The 17272-nt window shown below is 61.8% G+C and carries 21 protein-coding genes; 14 read left to right on the forward strand and 7 right to left on the reverse strand.

Features of this window, described 5'->3' with window-relative positions:
• Nucleotides 1-74: 74 nt before the first annotated feature.
• The 3 genes from G495_RS0110615 to G495_RS0110625 form a co-directional block, all read right to left on the reverse strand.
• Complete coding sequence (locus tag G495_RS0110615; RefSeq protein ID WP_013259354.1) at nt 75-359, reverse strand: type II toxin-antitoxin system TacA family antitoxin; 285 nt, start codon at nt 357-359, stop codon at nt 75-77.
• 133 nt (nt 360-492) lie between these two features.
• Complete coding sequence (locus G495_RS0110620; RefSeq protein ID WP_013259353.1) at nt 493-1011, reverse strand: GNAT family N-acetyltransferase; 519 nt, start codon at nt 1009-1011, stop codon at nt 493-495.
• Nucleotides 1011-1289, reverse strand: coding sequence for a type II toxin-antitoxin system TacA family antitoxin (locus G495_RS0110625; protein WP_028587802.1), 279 nt, complete (start codon nt 1287-1289; stop codon nt 1011-1013). The genes G495_RS0110620 and G495_RS0110625 overlap by 1 nt, the downstream gene beginning before the upstream one ends.
• A 606-nt stretch (nt 1290-1895) precedes the next feature.
• On the opposite strand from G495_RS0110625, the gene G495_RS22215 reads away from it, so the two are divergent.
• Nucleotides 1896-3947, forward strand: coding sequence for a DNA methyltransferase (locus G495_RS22215; protein WP_211234142.1), 2052 nt, complete (start codon nt 1896-1898; stop codon nt 3945-3947).
• A 15-nt stretch (nt 3948-3962) separates the two neighbouring features.
• Here G495_RS22215 and G495_RS0110635 read toward each other — a convergent pair whose 3' ends face one another.
• Both G495_RS0110635 and G495_RS0110640 read right to left on the reverse strand, forming a co-directional pair.
• Nucleotides 3963-4334, reverse strand: a complete 372-nt coding sequence (locus tag G495_RS0110635; RefSeq protein ID WP_028587803.1) for a helix-turn-helix domain-containing protein — start codon at nt 4332-4334, stop codon at nt 3963-3965.
• The gene (locus G495_RS0110640) at nt 4331-4591 is read right to left on the reverse strand and encodes a type II toxin-antitoxin system RelE family toxin (protein WP_245588412.1); all 261 of its coding nucleotides are present in this window, start codon (nt 4589-4591) and stop codon (nt 4331-4333) included. Before G495_RS0110640 ends, G495_RS0110635 begins: the two co-directional genes overlap by 4 nt.
• Before the next feature lie 49 nt (nt 4592-4640).
• Here G495_RS0110640 and G495_RS0110645 point away from each other — a divergent pair, with 49 nt between their 5' ends.
• Complete coding sequence (locus G495_RS0110645) at nt 4641-5099, forward strand: phage terminase small subunit P27 family (protein ID WP_013259346.1); 459 nt, start codon at nt 4641-4643, stop codon at nt 5097-5099.
• Nucleotides 5100-5107: 8 nt separating this feature from the next.
• Here the strand turns inward: G495_RS0110645 and G495_RS0110650 are convergent, their stop codons facing one another.
• The gene (locus tag G495_RS0110650; protein ID WP_028587805.1) at nt 5108-5302 is read right to left on the reverse strand and encodes a hypothetical protein; all 195 of its coding nucleotides are present in this window, start codon (nt 5300-5302) and stop codon (nt 5108-5110) included.
• Between the two features lie 79 nt (nt 5303-5381).
• Here G495_RS0110650 and G495_RS0110655 point away from each other — a divergent pair, with 79 nt between their 5' ends.
• From G495_RS0110655 to G495_RS0110705, 12 genes are all read left to right on the forward strand, one after another.
• Nucleotides 5382-7052 carry a terminase large subunit gene (locus G495_RS0110655; protein ID WP_028587806.1) on the forward strand — a complete coding sequence of 557 codons (1671 nt, stop codon included), beginning with the start codon at nt 5382-5384 and terminating at the stop codon, nt 7050-7052.
• Nucleotides 7052-8290: a phage portal protein gene (locus tag G495_RS0110660; protein WP_051202350.1), complete on the forward strand. Its 1239-nt coding sequence runs from the start codon at nt 7052-7054 to the stop codon at nt 8288-8290. The genes G495_RS0110655 and G495_RS0110660 overlap by 1 nt, the downstream gene beginning before the upstream one ends.
• On the forward strand, nt 8271-8984 hold the full coding sequence (locus G495_RS0110665; protein ID WP_028587807.1) for an HK97 family phage prohead protease: 714 nt from the start codon (nt 8271-8273) through the stop codon (nt 8982-8984). The genes G495_RS0110660 and G495_RS0110665 overlap by 20 nt, the downstream gene beginning before the upstream one ends.
• A gap of 3 nt (nt 8985-8987) precedes the next feature.
• Entirely contained in the window at nt 8988-10193 is a 1206-nt protein-coding gene (locus G495_RS18655; protein ID WP_051445275.1) for a phage major capsid protein, read from the forward strand.
• Between the two features lie 11 nt (nt 10194-10204).
• The gene (locus G495_RS0110675) at nt 10205-10645 is read left to right on the forward strand and encodes a hypothetical protein (protein WP_028587808.1); all 441 of its coding nucleotides are present in this window, start codon (nt 10205-10207) and stop codon (nt 10643-10645) included.
• A gap of 56 nt (nt 10646-10701) precedes the next feature.
• Nucleotides 10702-11298, forward strand: a complete 597-nt coding sequence (locus G495_RS20405; RefSeq protein WP_051445276.1) for a head-tail connector protein — start codon at nt 10702-10704, stop codon at nt 11296-11298.
• Nucleotides 11299-11613: a phage head closure protein gene (locus G495_RS0110685; protein ID WP_013259338.1), complete on the forward strand. Its 315-nt coding sequence runs from the start codon at nt 11299-11301 to the stop codon at nt 11611-11613. It begins immediately after the preceding gene.
• 199 nt (nt 11614-11812) lie between these two features.
• Complete coding sequence (locus tag G495_RS0110690; RefSeq protein WP_028587809.1) at nt 11813-12025, forward strand: helix-turn-helix domain-containing protein; 213 nt, start codon at nt 11813-11815, stop codon at nt 12023-12025.
• Between the two features lie 9 nt (nt 12026-12034).
• On the forward strand, nt 12035-12550 hold the full coding sequence (brxF, locus tag G495_RS0110695; protein ID WP_028587810.1) for a BREX-3 system P-loop-containing protein BrxF: 516 nt from the start codon (nt 12035-12037) through the stop codon (nt 12548-12550).
• Nucleotides 12547-16278, forward strand: coding sequence for a DUF6079 family protein (locus G495_RS0110700; RefSeq protein ID WP_028587811.1), 3732 nt, complete (start codon nt 12547-12549; stop codon nt 16276-16278). The genes brxF and G495_RS0110700 overlap by 4 nt, the downstream gene beginning before the upstream one ends.
• Nucleotides 16279-16325: 47 nt before the next feature.
• The gene (locus G495_RS21100; protein ID WP_084458131.1) at nt 16326-16700 is read left to right on the forward strand and encodes a four helix bundle protein; all 375 of its coding nucleotides are present in this window, start codon (nt 16326-16328) and stop codon (nt 16698-16700) included.
• Nucleotides 16697-16990 carry a hypothetical protein gene (locus tag G495_RS0110705; RefSeq protein ID WP_245588413.1) on the forward strand — a complete coding sequence of 98 codons (294 nt, stop codon included), beginning with the start codon at nt 16697-16699 and terminating at the stop codon, nt 16988-16990. The genes G495_RS21100 and G495_RS0110705 overlap by 4 nt, the downstream gene beginning before the upstream one ends.
• On the opposite strand, the gene G495_RS0110710 is transcribed toward G495_RS0110705, so the two are convergent.
• On the reverse strand, nt 16991-17272 hold a 282-nt coding region (locus tag G495_RS0110710; RefSeq protein WP_028587813.1), incomplete at its 5' end, for an integrase core domain-containing protein. It lies immediately after the preceding gene.

Consider the following 17272-nt stretch of genomic DNA (forward strand, 5'->3'; position numbering starts at 1 on the left):
GCGCATGCGCGTAGGGCTTCAACCGTAAGATGCGTCCAATCTGTCCAATGCGTCCAAAAGGGATATTGCAGGGATCACTTCCCCCAGCGAGACGTACGTGCCATGAGGGCGCTCAAGCGTTTATCCTGTTCAGGTGAGCTCTCCTGAAGTCTCTGGAACGCCTCGAACTGTTCGACTGGGACGGGAAACAGCACCTGATCGAGGACGGAGTCCTGCGCGGCCCTGGTCGCCGCTTCGAGGATGAAATCGGCCCGGGTCTTGTTGTTGAGCAAGGCGGCCTGGTCGATCAGGTCCCGCTGTTCGGGAGTCACCCGGATAATGATATTCGTACTGCGGCTCGACGAAGTAGGTTGTGTCATGCTCCTGTCCTCCATTCTGGCACGAAAAAATACCAATGCGGTCGTCGAGGTGTTAGGCGCACACGCATCATCATGGTTTGGTTGTCCTTCTGATAAAAACCCCGACACTTATGAAGAAGTGTAGGTATCTTTACTAGGTGAGGCAGTCCTGCCTTCCCGCCGCACGCATGTCCTTGATGAGCAAAAACAGGTGAAAAGGGTCCGTGGGGCTGGGCTCGAAGTCCCAGGAGAGATACCACTGCCGGGCATGCTCGTCCTTGGCGTGCGCCAGTAATGCACGGATGCCGGCGATATCCGCCGCCTGCATGGTGCGCAGGATGGCGTCCTTGAGCAGGGCCCGGCCCAACCCCTGACGCTGAAACCTCTGATCCACGCCAAGGCGGGCCAGCAGCATGACAGGGACTCGATGTCTGGCAAGCCCTTTTACCACCCGATGGGGCGCTTCATCAAAGCCGACGCTGCCCACACAGAGGCTGTAGTAGCCGACGACAGCGTCGTCCACGCAGGACACATACGTCTGGGCGCTGTTGGCTCTCTGGTTGACAAGGGCATAGCGCTGCAAGAACAGATTCAGTTCCTGCTGGCCGCAATCGAAATCCCCTGCCTCATCCGCTGCCGTAAGCTTGTGGACCGGACCAAACCGACCACCCATCAGTCAAGAACGCCAGGCTCGTTCAGCAGTTTGCTCAGGCGAGGCTTCTTCTGGACAGGACGATCCAGTATCTCCTGAAACTCGTTCCACCGAGCTTCGTCCAGCAGGAACAGCCGTCGTTCAGCCAAGGCCTGATTGGCGGCGACAATCCCCGCCTCCAAAATGAACTCGCTGACGTTTTTATGAGACGCCTTGGCCGCTTCCTGCAGCAGCGCCTTCGATGACGGGCTGAGCCGGACGTCGATCCGTTCTGTCTTCGTCTGAGTGGTGGGCGACATTCGAAATCCTCCTTGTTTCTCCTCACCGAAGATAATGTACGGAAGATGTCCTGACAACCCAAAATCGTATCAATCGAAAAAATTTAACTCTCCGTCGACGTTTTCCGATTCGCGCCGGTATGTATGCAAGAGAGGGGAAAACCCTCGGAGGATGCCCGGGGCGGGTCGAATCTCTGTGGGTTCGGCCCGTAGACCGGGTGGGCCCCCAGATTTTTACGCGTGCAAAATGACGGGTGGGGGTATGCCGCCAAGACCGCCGAAACCATGCCGCAAGCCGGGCTGCCGCAATCTGGCGACTGATGCCGGAGGGTATTGCCCAGAGCACAAGCACCTCGCGGATGAGGCTCTCGCTCTTCGCCGCAGCGCCCAGGACAAAGTCCGGGGAAACGCGGCCAAACGCGGCTACGACGCGCACTGGCAGCGAGTCCGACATCTCCAGCTCAGAAGGGACCCACTGTGCGCAATCTGCGCCCGGGCGGCCGAGGTGGTCCACCATCGTGACGGCAATCCCCGCAACAACGCCAGCGGCAACCTCATGAGCCTTTGCCGCGAATGCCACGAGCGCCTGCACGGCAGGCTGCGCACACCGCACTCAGGACCGAACCCATGCTGAAGACCGAATCCTGGCCCATTGAGCGGCTTGTTCCCTATGTCCGCAACCCGCGCAAGAACGACGAGCAAGTCGAGCGCATGGTCGCGGCCATCCGGGAGTTCGGCTTCCGCATCCCGGTGGTGGCCAAGTCCGACGGCACCGTGGTGGACGGGCACCTGCGGCTCAAGGCCGCCCGCAAGCTGGGCCTGACGGAAGTTCCCGTGGCCCTGGCCGACGAACTGACGGACGCGCAGGTGAAGGCATTCCGCCTGCTGGCCAACCGTTCCGCCAATTGGGCCGCCTGGGACGAGGACCTCCTGGCGCTGGAGCTGGAAGAACTCCAGGCCATGGCCTTTGACGTCAGTCTCACGGGCTTCGACGCCGGCGAGATCGACTCCCTGCTGGCCAAGCCGACCACCGATGGCCTGACCGACCCAGACGAAGTGCCCGAGCCGCCGGCCGAACCTGTAAGCAAACCGGGTGATGTCTGGATTCTGGGCCGCCACCGTCTCATGTGCGGGGACAGCACCAGCGCGGACGCCGTGGACAGATTGCTGGCCGGCGTCCGGCCGCACCTCATGGTCACCGACCCGCCTTATGGCGTCGAATACGATCCCGCCTGGCGAAACGAAGCGCTGGCCGGCCAAAAGACCAAGCGCACCGGCATGGTCCTGAACGACGACCGCGCCGACTGGCGCGAGGCCTGGACGCTCTTTCCTGGCGAGGTGGCCTATGTCTGGCACGGGGCGCTGCACGCGGCCACGGTCGCGGAAAGCCTTGTGGCCTGCGGCTTCGACATCCGCTCCCAGATCATCTGGGCCAAGGAACGTCTGGTTCTCTCCCGGGGGCATTACCACTGGATGCACGAGCCCTGCCAACCCGCCGGGACTATGGTGCAAAAGGTTATTGACCCTGGCGCTGGCTCGCAATCGGCCAGGATCGCAGAAGTGCCGATCGAGACGCTTCGCGCCGGAGACTTTGTCGTATCCTACAACCCCTACGAAAGTGTTATTCGTCGCCGTGGCAGGCAGATCACTCGGTTCGGGGAGCGTCAGTTTGACGGGCTCATGCATACGATTTCGGCTGCGGGACGGGTTACTCGGGCAACCCCTGAGCATCGTTTCACAGTTCGCCTGAACCCAAGCGCTGCTGACAAGCAACTGGTCTACCTCATGCGACGGGGAGATTGGTGGCGTGTCGGTCGGGTATCTCTTTTCAACTCACGTGGTTTTGGACTCGCCACACGCCTTGCTGACAACAAGGGCGAAGATGCCTGGATCATCTCGGTGCATGACAATGCTATCGAAGCCCAATGTGCGGAGCAGGTTCTCTCATGCCGATACGGTATTCCGACAACGCACTGGGAGGTCGATAATTGGACGAAAGTTCCAGCACGGCAGCGCTCTCCCGAGATGATTGCCGGCATTTACTCCTGCCTTAATCTTGGAGCCCTCTCAGCTCGGGCCACGCTTTTGCTTCGCGATCATCGCCTTGAACGCGAGTACCCTTTCATCACATGTGGCGACCAGCTGATGTCTTCTCGAAGAACGACACGGCTGGTGAGAGCATGTAATATTCACCCAGGAGTCATGCAGATCCCGATGCCTTCCACGGGTGAGGACTTCGACTGGATTACCATTACTGGAAATGACGCAGCGCCGTTCAGTGGCAAGGTCTACTCGATGGATGTGGACAAAGACCTGCACTACGTCGCAGACGGGCTAGTGACCCACAACTGCTGGTACGCGGTCAAGGGCAAGGCCCACTGGAGCGGAGACCGCAAGCAGGTCACGATCTGGAACATCCCGTCCAAGGGGCAGGACGCCGACACCATCCATGGCACCCAGAAGCCGGTCGAGTGCATGAAGCGGCCCATGGAGAACAACTCCAGCCCGGGCCAGGCCGTGTACGAACCTTTCTCCGGCTCAGGCACCAGCATTATCGCCGCCGAAATCACCGGCCGCGCCTGTCTGGCTATGGAACTGAACCCCGCATACGTCGATGTCGCCGTGAAGCGCTGGGAAGATTTTACGGGCGAGAAGGCCGTGCTGGAGGATGTCCGATGAGGCGGGAAATCACTCTTAAAGCAGTAGTTCGACGTCAACCCGAAGCGCCTCGGCCATCTTCTTCAGCAGCTCCGTGGACATGGATCGCTTGCCTTTTTCGATCTGGGAGATGTGGGAGTTGGTCACGCCGCAGGCGTCAGCTACCTGCTGCAGGGTCATGCCCCGATGGGAACGCAGCACCCGGACAGGATGCTCTCCAGCCAACAGCCGGTCGGCGACTTTCGCCGGAAAGGTTTCTTCTTCTCCGGACACAAGTCGGCGGTAGAAATCCTCGATGGTCGCGGCGTCATGCGCATCCTCGAGGGCAGTCACAAGGCGCTCGTATTCCTCGATGGGCATCAACGCGAACGCCGGCTTTCCTTCGTGTTCAAGAATCTGGACGCTCATCGATACACCTCCTTGCGCTGTCCGATGTCCACCACCTGGATGACGACCTCTTCCTTTTGGATCAGGTAGATCACCCGCCAGTCGCCGACACGCAATCGATATCCCGGATGGCTGGTGAGCTTTTTGACGTTGGCGGCCGTGAAAGGGTCTCGAGCAAGCTCATCCAGCTTCGTTCGAATGCGCCCAGCCACATCGACAGGCGCTTTTCTAAGAGCTTTCAATGCGGCCGTGGAAAATCGAAGCGCATACATATCCATTTTCTAACTATCAGTTTGAACGCTGTCAACACCGAATCGCGAGAAAACCATGGCCGGCCGTAAGCCTCTCCCCACCAAGCTCAAGATGCTCAAGGGCACGGCGCAGAAGTGCCGCGTCAATCCCAACGAGCCCGAGCTTGCCCCGGCGCTGCCTGAGCCGCCCGATTTCCTTGGCGAGACCGCCCGGGAGGAATGGCTGCGCAAGGCTCCGGTGCTCGCCCGCATGGGCGTGCTCACCGAGGGGGACGATGCGGCCTTGGCGGCTTACTGCCAAGCCTTTGAGCGCTTTGTCGAGGCAGAACGCAAGATTCGTCAGTCCGGGCTGCTCATCAAGACCACCGGCGGCAACGTGATCCAGAACCCGCTGGTGGGGGTGGCCAACCGGGCCATGGAGATCATGCACAAATTTCTGACCGAGTTCGGCCTGACGCCGTCGAGCCGCACACGGGTCGCGGCGAATCCGGCCGGGAAGGAAGATGCTGAATGGGCGGGGTTCGGGAAAGCGTGACGCGTCGCTTACACCTCAAGATATGCGGCGATGTCCCGCAGGTCGGCCAGAATCCGCCCAGCATCTCCGGCATTGGCCCAGGTGATCTCTTCCGGCGCAACACCGAGGTGATCGTCGAGCCGCTCGCCGATCTTGCGCAGCAGCTCTCTGGATTCCTGAATCTTGTTCATGAAGTCGGCAAGGGCTTGTTCCTGGTTGCTCATGGTCCTCTCCTTTTGCGGTTCGCTTGTGGATCAGATGTCCATATATTTTAGCTTATAGCAAGTCGTTCCAGGTAAATAGATGCCAAAGACCACCCATCCATATGCCACCGCCGCCAACCGCTACGCGCGGGACGTCGTGCGTGGAAAGATCGCGGCCTGCTCGTACGTGCGGCAGGCCTGCGGGAGGCATTTGGGCGATCTGGAACGCTCCAAATCCAGGGACTTCCCCTTCCGCTGGGATCGGGAGGCGGCTGAACGCATCTGCCGCTTCGCCTCCAACATGGTGCATGTGAAAGGCCGGGAATGGGCGGGCAAGAAGATCGTCCTCGAACCCTGGCAGTGCTTCATCCTGGCCGTGGCCTTCGGCTGGGTGCGCAAGGCGGATGGACTACGCCGTTTCCGTGAAATCTACGCCGAGATCCCCAGAAAATCCGGCAAGTCCGTGCTCGGGGCCTGCATCGGTCTGTACATGTTCGCGGCCGACAACGAGCCCGGGGCCGAGGTCTATTCCGGGGCCACCAGCGAGAAGCAGGCCTGGGAGGTCTTCGGTCCGGCCCGGCAGATGTGCCTCAAGAATCCCTCCTTCGTCAGTCACTTCGGCATCCACGTCGGGGCCAAGAACCTGCACATCCTGGACAACGCCAGCAAATTCGAGCCGGTCATCGGCAAGCCCGGCGACGGAGCCTCGCCCCACTGCGCCATCGTGGACGAATACCACGAGCACCAGACGCCCGACCTCTACGACACCATGCTCACCGGCATGGGCGCTCGCTCCCAGCCCATGCTGGCGGTGATCACCACTGCCGGCGTGGATACCTCCGGCCCCTGCTACGCCAAGCGCGACGAGGCCGTGAAGGTCCTCGAAGGTTCTCTGGAAAACGACCAGCTCTTCGCCATCGTGTTCACCATCGACGAAGACGACGACTGGACCGAGTGGCCGTCCTGGGAAAAGGCCAACCCGAACCTGGGCGTCTCGGTCTACCCCGATTTCCTCCAGGCCCGGCGCAAGGAGGCCCTGCAGATCGCCTCCCGCCAGAACATCCTCAAGTGCAAGCACCTGAACGTCTGGGCCAACGCCGGCTCGGCCTGGATCAACATGGTCAAGTGGAATGCCTGCCGGGCGGACGTCTCCTTGGACGACTTCGCGGGCGAGCCCTGCTGGGTCGGTGTGGACCTGGCCTCCAAGGTGGACCTCACGGCCATGGTGCTGCTCTTCAGGCGCGGGGACGAATTCTATCTCTTCGGCAGGCACTACCTGCCGGAGGAGACGGTCACCCTTCCCGAAAACGCTCACTACCAGCGCTGGGTGGCCGAGGGGCATCTGGTGGCCACGCCCGGCGCGCGCACCGATTACCACTATCTCATGGACGACCTGCTGGCCTACGCCGACCGCTTCTCCATCCGGGAACTGGCCTACGACCCGCGCGAGGCCGAGATGCTTATGCAGGAGATCCGCGAACGGGTGTCCTTTTCCTGCATCGAGATCAACCAGTCTCCGGCGTTCATCTCCGAGCCCATGAAGGAGTTCGAGGCCCTCTACCTCTCGGGCAAGCTGCGTCACGACGGCGACCCGCTGCTGGCCTGGCAGGCCGCCAACGTGGTGCTGCGCTCCACCAGGACCAAGGCCTATTATCCGGGCAAGGAACGCGCCGAGAACAAGATCGACGGCATCGTGGCCGCCATCATGGCCCTTTCCCGCGCCATGCTCCACGCGGAAGAGCCGTTTGTCGGCATGGAGGTCTGGGACTGATGGGCGTCATCTCCTGGCTCAAGGGCCGCAAGTCGGCATCGGGGATGGCCCTGGAGGACCTCCTGGCCGACGGCTTCTTCACCCAGCCCGCCAAGAGCGGCGTGGCCGTGACCTGGAAGACGGCCTTGCAGGCGACTACGGCCTTGGCCTGCGCCCGGGTCATCGCCGAAGGGCTGGCCCAGGTGCCGCTCAAAGTCTTTCGCTCACAAGGCGGCGTGCGCACCCCGGCCGACGCCCACCCGCTCTACGGCCTGCTCGGGGACGCGCCCAACGACTGGCAGACCAGCTTCGAGTTCATCGAGCAGGTGGTCATGCACCTGGTGTTCTGCGGCAACGCTTTTGTGTTCGTGAATCGCGGGCTGGGCCGCGTTGTGGAGCTGCTCCCCTACGAGCCGCAGCAGGTGACCGTAAAGCGCGACGGCTACGTGATCTCCTACGAGGTGACCACGGACGACGGCCGTCGCATTGGACTTTCCGCTTCCGAGATGTGGCACCTGCGTGGGCCGTCCTGGAACGGCTGGATGGGGCTCGAAGGCGTGCGCCTCGCCCGGGAGGCCATCGGTCTATCCCTGGCCACCGAGGAGCATGGCGCGAGGCTGTTCTCCAACGGAGCCGTGGTTGGAGGCGTCCTGTCCACGGATCAGGTCCTGAACGAGGAGCAGCGCCTGGCCCTGCGCAAGTCCTGGGAGGCCCGGCACGCCGGCGGCGGGAACGCCTTCAAGACCGCCGTGCTCTGGGGCGGCATGAAGTTCACCTCCATGACCGCGCCCAACGATCAGGCCCAGTTCCTGGAGACCCGCAAGTTTCAGGTCGAGGAAATCTGCCGGGCCTTCCGCGTGCTGCCCATCATGGTGGGCTACTCGGACAAGACCGCCACCTACGCCAGCGCCGAGCAGATGTTTCTGGCCCACGTTGTCCACACGCTCTCGCCCTGGTGCCGCCGCATCGAAACGAGCATCGCCAAGAATCTGTTCAGCGAGGAGGAGCGCCGCCAGGGGCTCTACGCCAAGTTCATGCTCAACGGCCTCCTACGCGGCGCGGCCAAGGACCGGGCCGAGTTCTACGCCAGGATGTACGGCATCGGAGCCATGAATCCCAACGAGGTGCGCGAGTATGAGGACATGAATCCCTACGAAGGCGGCGAACGCTACCGCGTGCCCCTCAACATGACCGATCCGGCCGAGCCGGATGACGGTGACAACGCGGAGGATACCGCCGATGCAACGCCTCAACTGTAGCCTGAAGGAACTCAAGTTCGCTCCCGGCGGAACCGACGCCGAGCAGATGACCTTTTCCGGATACGGAGCCGTGTTCGGCAACGTGGACGCCTACGGCGACGTGATTCTGCCCGGGGCGTTCACGCAAAGCCTGACCGACGCCAGATCGGGCAAGGCCGCCTGGCCGGTCATGCTCCTGCAGCACGGCGGACTCGGGTTCGGTGCGCAGGACCTGACGCCCATCGGCATCTGGACGGATATCACTGAGGACGAAGTGGGTCTGCGCGTAACCGGCCGGCTGGCAGAGACTCCGCGCGGGCGCGAAGTTCACTCCCTGATGCGCATGAAACCCCGGCCGGCCATCGACGGCTTGTCCATCGGCTACGTGGCCCGGGAGTGGGATTCGGGCGGCAAGCCGGGTGAGCCCCGTCGCAGGCTCAAGCGCATCGAACTCATCGAGATCAGCCCCGTGACCTTTCCGGCCAACGCCAGGGCGCGGGTGGATCAAGTGAAGGGCTTGCCGGACATACGGCTCGCCGAGAGGGCCCTGCGTGAGGCCGGGTTCTCCAGGACACAGGCCAAGGCCGTTTTGGCTGAAGGATTCAAGGCCCTGCCTCTGCGTGACGCCGAGGATGCCCATAACGGGGGTGCAGATGCGGTCGCCGCTCTGCTGCGGCGCAACATCGCCACCATCAAGACGTCCGCAAGGAGGTAATCCATGGACGAGATCAAACAGCTGCTGGAAGAGCAGCACAAGGCGTTCGAGGAGTTCAAGCAGGCCAACGACGATCGTCTTACGGCCATCGAGAGGAAAGGCTTCGCTCCGGCCGACCTGGAGGAAAAGGTCGCCAGGATCAACGAGGACCTGACACGGTTGGGCAAGGACCTGGCCGATGTCGCCAAGAAGGCCAACCGGCCGGGTGCGGGAGCCGATGGCCAGGACCCCATGGCCCGGGAGCACAAACAGGTCCTGGGCAAGTACCTGCGCAAGGGCGACGACCGCGATCTGGCCGGGGTCCAGCGCAAGGCAATGGCCACCTACAGCGATCCCGACGGCGGCTATTTCCTCACCGAGGACATGGCCCAGGCCATCGAGCGCACCGTGAGCGCCATGTCCGCGCTCTCCGGCATGGCCCAGACCATCGCGGGCAACGCGGCCGTGTACAAGAAGCCCGTGCGCACCATCGGCGTATCCTACGCCTGGCGCGGGGAAGGCGAAAATCCGTCGACCACCTCGACGCCCAAGTTCAGCCTGCTGACCTTCGAAGCCCGGGAGGTGGACGCTTTCCCCGAGGTGACCAACGAGAGCCTGGAGGACCTGGGCTTCAACGTCGAGGCTTTCCTCATGGAGGAAGTCGCCCTGGCCTTTGCCGAGGCCGAGGCCGAAGCCTTCCTGACCGGCAACGGCATCTCCCGTCCGCGCGGACTGCTGACCTATGACGCCGTGGCCAATGATTCCTACGTCTGGGGCAAGCTCGGCTACGTGCTCTCCGGCGGCAGCGGCGCGTTCGCTTCCAGCAACCCCAGCGACAAGCTCATCGACCTGATCCACGCGCTCAAGGCCCAATACCGCGCGTCCGGGGCCTTTCTCCTGAACGACCTGACCTTGGCCGCCATCCGCAAATTCAAGGACGGCCAGGGCAACTACCTCTGGCAGCCGGGGCTGCAGGCGGGCGTCGCAGGCGTGCTCCTGGGCTATCCGGTGCGCACCGACGACTACATGCCCGACGTGGCCTCCGGGAGTCTGTCCATCGCCTTCGGCGACTTCAAAAGGGCCTACCTGATCTACCGCCGCCGGGGCATGCGCATCATCCGCGACAACATCACCAACAAGGGTTTCACCTCCTTCTGGGTGACCGAGCGCTTCGGCGGCGGCGTCCAGAACTTCGAGGCCGTGAAGCTCATGAAATTCTCCGCGAGCTAAAGGAGGCCGACATGCGCGATCTCTACAGCAACCTCAAGACGACCCAGGTCCTGGCCCCGGCCGTGTACGACGCTGACCAGAACTCCGACCCCGTGGACCTGCAGGGCTTCGACTCCTGCATGCTGCTGGTCAACGTGGGCGCGGCCGGCGTGACGCTATCCGAAACAGACAAGATCGAGCTCGAAGTTGAGGAAGCCGATGACAAGGTGAGCGGCCCCTGGACCGACGTGGACCCGGGCGATCTGGCAAAGTCGGTCACCGGCACGAACGACGGTTGCTTTGCCGTCATCGACAACGCCGGCGACGACAGCGCGGTCTACGCCACGGCCTATCGCGGCCACAAACGCTACTGCCGCGTGGTGGTGAACTTCATCGGCACCCATGGGACCGGCACGCCCGTCGGCGTCACGGCGCTGCTCGGCCACACCCATGTGGCCCCGGTGACCGAGTAACTCCGAGTAGTCCAACGGGGCGGGGCTTCGGCTCCGCCCCCGTTATAGGTGAGCCCATGCACGGACGTCTGCGCCTGATCACGCCTCCAGCCCTGGAACCGGTCACGCTGGCGGAAGCCAAGCTCCACGCCAGGATTGACCACGATCTCGAGGACGGGCTGCTCGTGACGTTCATCGCAGCCGCGCGCCAGCATGGGGAACAGCTGACCGGAAGACAATTCGTGGAGGCTGCATACGAGCTCTCCCTGGACGGCTTTCCTTGCGGCGACGACCCGATCGAACTGCCCAAGCCGCCGTTGCAGGCCGTGGAGGCCGTCTCCTTTGTGGCCCCGGACGGGGTAACACAGACCATGCCCGCCAAGGACTATGTCGTTGATACCTCCGGGCTGCTTGGCAGCATCTATCCCGCCGATGGCGCTGTGTGGCCAGCCGCCCGCTGCCGTCGCAACGCCGTGACCATCAACTTTCGTACGGGCTGGCCCGTCGTCACAGGAACCCCGTCCACCCCTGACGCCATCAAGAGCTGGATGCTCTGCCGCGTTACCGGCCTCTACGAGCAGCGGGAGAGCTTTGCCGGAAGATCCGTCAGCGCGCTCCCCGGCGATTTCCTGGACGGCTTGCTGGACCCTTGGCGGGTTTCCGGGATGGTGTAAATGCCAGCCGCTCCATACCGCCACCGGGTGACCATTCAGGCGGTGACGCTCATCTTCGATGGCATGGGCGGCTGGGAGGAAACCTGGGCTGACTTGGCCACGGTCTGGGCGCGGGTCGAAGCCCTCAAGGGCGAGGAATACTTCGCCGCCGCCCAAATGCAGAACTCGGTCAGCCACCGCGTCACCATGCGCTACCGCGCCGACCTCACCCCCACCCACCGTCTGGTATTCGAGGGCCGCACCCTCGACATCGAGGCGGTCCTGCCTGACGAACGCAAATCCCGCCTCGTGATCATGTGCACCGAGCAGGTGTAATCTTTCGCTGGCCGGCTTTACATCCTGCCTCCGCCTGCAAGGCAAAGTCGGTTTCTGCGGCTTGCTGTAGCAAAGATGCAGCACAAATCGTTTGACCGATACTCGACTCTCATCTAAGGTGCCAGACATTCCTCTCATTCTCCGGGGCTGCCCCTGGAACAGCTGCTTTCAGGGCCGGACGGCCCAAAGCGGAGAGCACATGGCATCAGAACAAAACCGCTGGCTTTCAGCCGAGGAGATTGCCCAACATCTCGGGGTCAGCATCGACACCATCTACCGCTGGATTGCGGGACGCGGCATGCCCGCTCACAAGGTCGGCCGACTCTGGAAGTTCAAGACGGACGAGGTCGACAAGTGGGTGAAGGCCGGTGGCGCGGCTGACAAATCCGATAAGCCGGACACCGAGCAATAAGGAGCGACCATGGCCGAACCGATTCACGACAAAATAAAACGATCCCTCCAGGCAGCCGAAGGGCTGTATCACCGCCTGGTATTGCTGGTGGGTGAGACCGGTTCCGGCAAGACCGGCGTTCTTCGGGATATTGCCGAGGAATTCGGCTCGTCCATCGTCAACGTCAATCTGGCGCTTTCAGGCGAACTGCTTGAGCTGACGGCAAAGCAGCGGTCGCTTCGGTTGCCGGGCATCCTCGATCAGATCGCGGACCAGGCTCAAGCACCGGTGGTGCTGGATAATCTCGAGATCCTCTTCGACAAGGATCTCCAGCAGGACCCCTTGCGCCTGCTGCAGTCCATTTCGAGAAATCGGGCCGTGGTGGCTTCGTGGAACGGAATCATGAATTCCGGGAGGCTTTTGTACGCCGAAACCGGCCATCCCGAGTACCGCAGCTATGACTCGGTCGATGCGCTGATTGTGGGCATGGATGGCACGGCCACGGTCGATTCGGCAAAAAACAATAGAGAGGCAGGACAAGCATGAAATACGGAGACCTTATCCAATTCGACCCGATTGAGTCGGTCGTTCAGTTGCGTGACGCGGACAAATCGAGCGCCGCGCACACCCTCGTGAACACCTATGTCATTTCCGAGGAAATGGCCGAACGGCTCACCCAGCTTGTCATTCCTCAGATGCAGTTCGACCAGCCGGTCGATAACAAGGGCCTGCTGGTCGTCGGTAACTACGGCACCGGTAAGTCGCACTTGATGTCGGTGGTCTCCAGCCTTGCCGCAGACGCCTCCCTGCTGGAAGGGCTGAAGAACGATGGTGTCCGCGACGCAGCCGCTCAGATCGCCGGGCGTTTCAAGGTCATCCGTACTGAAATCGGAGCCACCACCATGTCCCTGCGCGACATCCTGGTGGCCGAACTGGAAGAGCATCTCGAAAAACTCGGCGTGGAGTATGTGTTCCCCGAAGCCGGGACCATTACCAGCCACAAGCGGGCCTTCGAAGACATGATGGCCAAGTTCGGCGAGGTCTTCCCCGAACACGGCCTGCTGCTGGTGGTCGACGAGCTGCTCGACTACCTGCGTACCCGCAAGGACCAGGAGCTGATCCTCGACCTCAACTTCCTGCGCGAGGTCGGCGAGGTCTGCAAGGATCTGCGCTTCCGCTTCATGGCCGGAGTCCAGGAAGCCATTTTCGACAGCCCGCGCTTCGCCTTTGTCGCCGACAGCATCCGCCGGGTGAAGGACCGCTTCGAGCAGATCCTTATCGCCCGCAGCGACGTGAAATTTGTCGTGGCCGAGCGCCTACTCAAGAAGACCGCCGAGCAACAGGCCAAGATCCGCGATTACCTGATGCCCTTTGCCAAATACTACGGCGGGCTCAACGAGCGGATGGACGAGTTTGTCCGGCTCTTCCCGGTGCATCCCGATTACATCGACACCTTCGAGCGGGTCACCGTGGTGGAAAAGCGCGAGGTGCTCAAGACCCTGTCCATGGGCATGAAAGGCATTCTTGGCAAGGACGTGCCGCAGGACGAACCCGGCCTGATCGCCTTCGACAGCTATTGGGGTACCCTCAAGCAGAACGCTTCGTTCCGCGCCATTCCCGAAATCCGGGCAGTCATTGATTGCAGCCAGGTTCTGGAATCCCGCATCGAGAACGCCATCACCCGCAAACAATACAAGCCGATGGCGCTACGCCTGATCCATGCTCTGTCCGTCCACCGCCTTACCACTGGCGACATCTATGCCCCCATGGGCGCATCCGCCGAGGAATTGCGCGACCGTCTCTGCCTGTTTGATCCGCTGATCGCCGAGCTGGGTAGCGACGAACCCGACAAGGATCTCCAGACCCATGTGGAAACGGTCCTGCGCGAGATCCACAAGACAGTCAGCGGCCAGTTCATCTCCTTCAATGCTGACAACCGCCAGTTCTATCTCGACCTGAAGAAGACCGACGACTTCGACGCCCTGATCGACAAGCGGGCCGAAAGCCTGGGCCAGGCTCAACTCGACCGCTTCTACTACGAGGCGCTCAAGCGGGTCATGGAATGCCAGGACGCCACCTATGTGACCGGCTACAAAATCTGGCAGCACGAACTGGTCTGGCAGGAGCACAAGGCCGCCCGCTCCGGCTACCTCTTTTTCGGGGCACCGAACGAGCGTTCCACCGCCGTGCCGCAGCGGGACTTTTACCTCTACTTCATCCAGCCCAACGATCCGCCGCGCTTCAAGGATGACAAGGTCAACGACGAGGTCTTCTTCCGCCTGAAAGGCACCGACGAGGAATTCCAGACTGCGCTGAAGAGCTATGCGGCCGCACTGGATCTTGCAGCCACCTCATCGGGCCATGCCAAGGCCACCTATGAATCGAAGGCCAACGGTTTCCTGAAGAAGCTGGTCCAGTGGCTGCAGAAGCACATGAGCGATGCCTTCGAGGTCACCTATCAGGGCCGTGCCAAGTCCATGACCGAATGGGCCAAGGGCAAATCCATCCGCGACCTGTCGGGCCTGTCGCCTCACGAGACTATCAACTTCCGCGACTTGGTGAACACCATCGCCGGTGTCTGCCTGGCACCGAACTTCGAGAACCAGGCCCCGGACTACCCGTTCTTCTCGGTCCTGATCACCGGCAACAACCGCGCCCAGGCCGCGCAGGACGCCCTGCGAGCCATCGCCGGGCAGAACCGCACCAAGCAGGCCACTGCCGTGCTGGACGCCCTGGAGCTGCTCGACGGCGAGAAGATCGACCCCTACAAGTCGAAGTACACCAAGTTCATTCTCGATACCGTCAAGGCCAAGGGGCACGGCCAGGTGGTCAACCGCAGCGAGATCATTCAGGACGACCACGGGCTGGAATACATGAACCCGGGCGGTTCGCGTCTGGAACCTGAATGGGTGAGCGTGCTGGTGGCTTCGCTGGTCTATTCCGGCGACATCGTGCTCGCCATTCCGGGCAAAAAGTTTGACGCCACCGGCCTGCAGCAGCTTGCCGCGACCGGCATGGACGAGCTGGTCCGCTTCAAGCACCTGGAGCAGCCCAAGGAATGGAACCTGCCCGCGCTCAAAGCGCTGTTCGAACTGCTCGGCATGACGCCGGGCATGGCCCAGCTCGTCACCCAGGGCAAGGACGAGCCGGTGCAGAACCTGCAACAAGCGGTAGGCAAGATCGTCAAGCGCATCGTCATGACCCAGCAGACCCTGCGCGAAGGGCTCTCCTTCTGGGGCCTGGACCTGCTCGCGGGAACCGACCTAGCCAGCCAGACCAGCGGGCTGGACGAGGCCAAGGGCTTCTTTGAATCGCTCCAGGCCTACTCCTCGCCGGGTAAGCTGAAAAACTTCCGCTACAGCGCTCCCGAAGTGCTGGCCCACGAAAAGGCCGTGAAAGCCCTGGATGAGCTGGACGCCCTGCGCGAGTTCATCATGGACCACAGCCCGACGGCGTCCTGGCTCTCCACCGCCGAAGCGGTGCTGCCCGCCGAGCATGACTGGGTGGATCGCATGAAGACCACCCGGCAGGATGTGCTGGATGCGCTCAAGCAGGCCGACCTGGCCGAGCTGGCCAGCCAGTCTCAGAGCATCGGGGCTAAGCTGCAAAAGCTGAAGAGGGATTACACCGTCGCCTACATCGGCCTTCACACCAAGGCCCGGCTGGGGGTGAACGACGACAAGCGCAAGGCGGGCCTGCTCAACGATCAGCGCCTGCAAACCCTGCTCAAGCTGGCTGGTATCGACCTAATGCCCCGGCAGCAGCTCACCGATTACCAGAACCGCTTGGCCGGGCTGAAGAGCTGCTTCGCCCTGACCGAGCAAAACCTCGACGCCTCGCCCATCTGCCCGCATTGCGGGTTCCGGCCGTCGGTGGAAACCGGTGCGGCGGCAGGCTCGCAGATGATCGACCAGATGGACGCCCAGCTCGACGCCATGGTGGCGGCCTGGACCTCCACCATCCTCAGCAACCTGGAGGACCCGATCACCCAGACCAACATGGATCTGTTGAAGATCGACGACCGCGAACCGCTGGAGGCATTCATCAAATCGAAGGAGCTGCCGGTACCGCTGGACAGCAACTTTGTCCACGCCCTGAAGGAAGTGCTCTCCGGCCTGGTCAAGGTCACCGTCAAGGCGCAGGAGCTGCAACAGGCCTTGCAGGTCACCGACGGCCCGGCGACCCCGGCGGAGATGAAGAAACGCTTTGAGGAGTACATCGATCAGCTCACCAAGGGCAAGGACCCGGCCAAGGTGCGGATCGTCATGGAATAAATGAGTCACGGGTCGCGAGTCATGAGTCACGAGTCGAAGGATTGAAGATGGCAAGGATTGAAAAGTTCGAGGATATCGAGGCATGGCAGCGGGCAAGACAGCTCGCAAAAGCCGTGTATGCCACCACATCGGAAGGAAAGTTCGCTCGTGATTTTGGACTGCGTGACCAGATTCAAAGGGCAGCCGTATCGGTGATGTCCAAAATTGCCGAAGGATTCGAGCGTGGTGGTGATGTTGAATTCCGGCGATTCCTTGCCATCGCAAAAGGCTCTGCCGGTGAAGTCAAAGCGCAGCTTTATGTGGCTCTCGATGCCGGGCTAATTGACCAGACTGCTTTCGACTCGCTTTACAAATCAGCCACAGAAACAGGAAACCTAATTGGCGGTTTCATGAAATATCTGAGCAAAGGAATTAACAAATGAGCAGACATCAAGACCAGCCAACGCTGTTTCCGTCAGAAGGACCCGCGACCCGCGACTCGGGACCCGTGACCTGCTTAGGCATGACGTTCGAGAACGACGAGGCCCGCCGCGCTCACTTTACGGAAGAGCTGCGCAAAAAACTGCAGGACCCGCAGTTCCGCAAGATCGAAGGCTTTCCCATCGGCAGCGACGAGGACATCCTGAACCTGAGCGATCCGCCTTACTACACCGCCTGCCCGAATCCGTGGATTGTAGCGGTCTACAGTTTTTTGGACACTCATTTGCGCTAATCAGGCCGCTATTGACACCGGGGCGGTCTGCTCCTTTCTGACCTGGGCCGGGGTCTTGTACCCGTGTCGGCCAACGATCCATTCCCGATTGTAGGTTTCCTTGAATTCCAGCAGGGCCAGTCTCAGTTCTTCAACCGTGTCGAAGTGCCTGACCCAGAGCAGGTTTTCCTTGAGGGTGCGCACGAAGCGCTCCGCGATCCCGTTGCCCTGCGGCTCACGCACATAGGACGGAGAACTCTTGATGCCCAGGAAGGCGATTTCGTCCTGGAATACGTCCGAAAC

The sequence above is a fragment of the Desulfocurvus vexinensis DSM 17965 genome (genome assembly GCF_000519125.1).
In the GTDB taxonomy this organism is placed as follows: domain Bacteria; phylum Desulfobacterota; class Desulfovibrionia; order Desulfovibrionales; family Desulfovibrionaceae; genus Desulfocurvus; species Desulfocurvus vexinensis.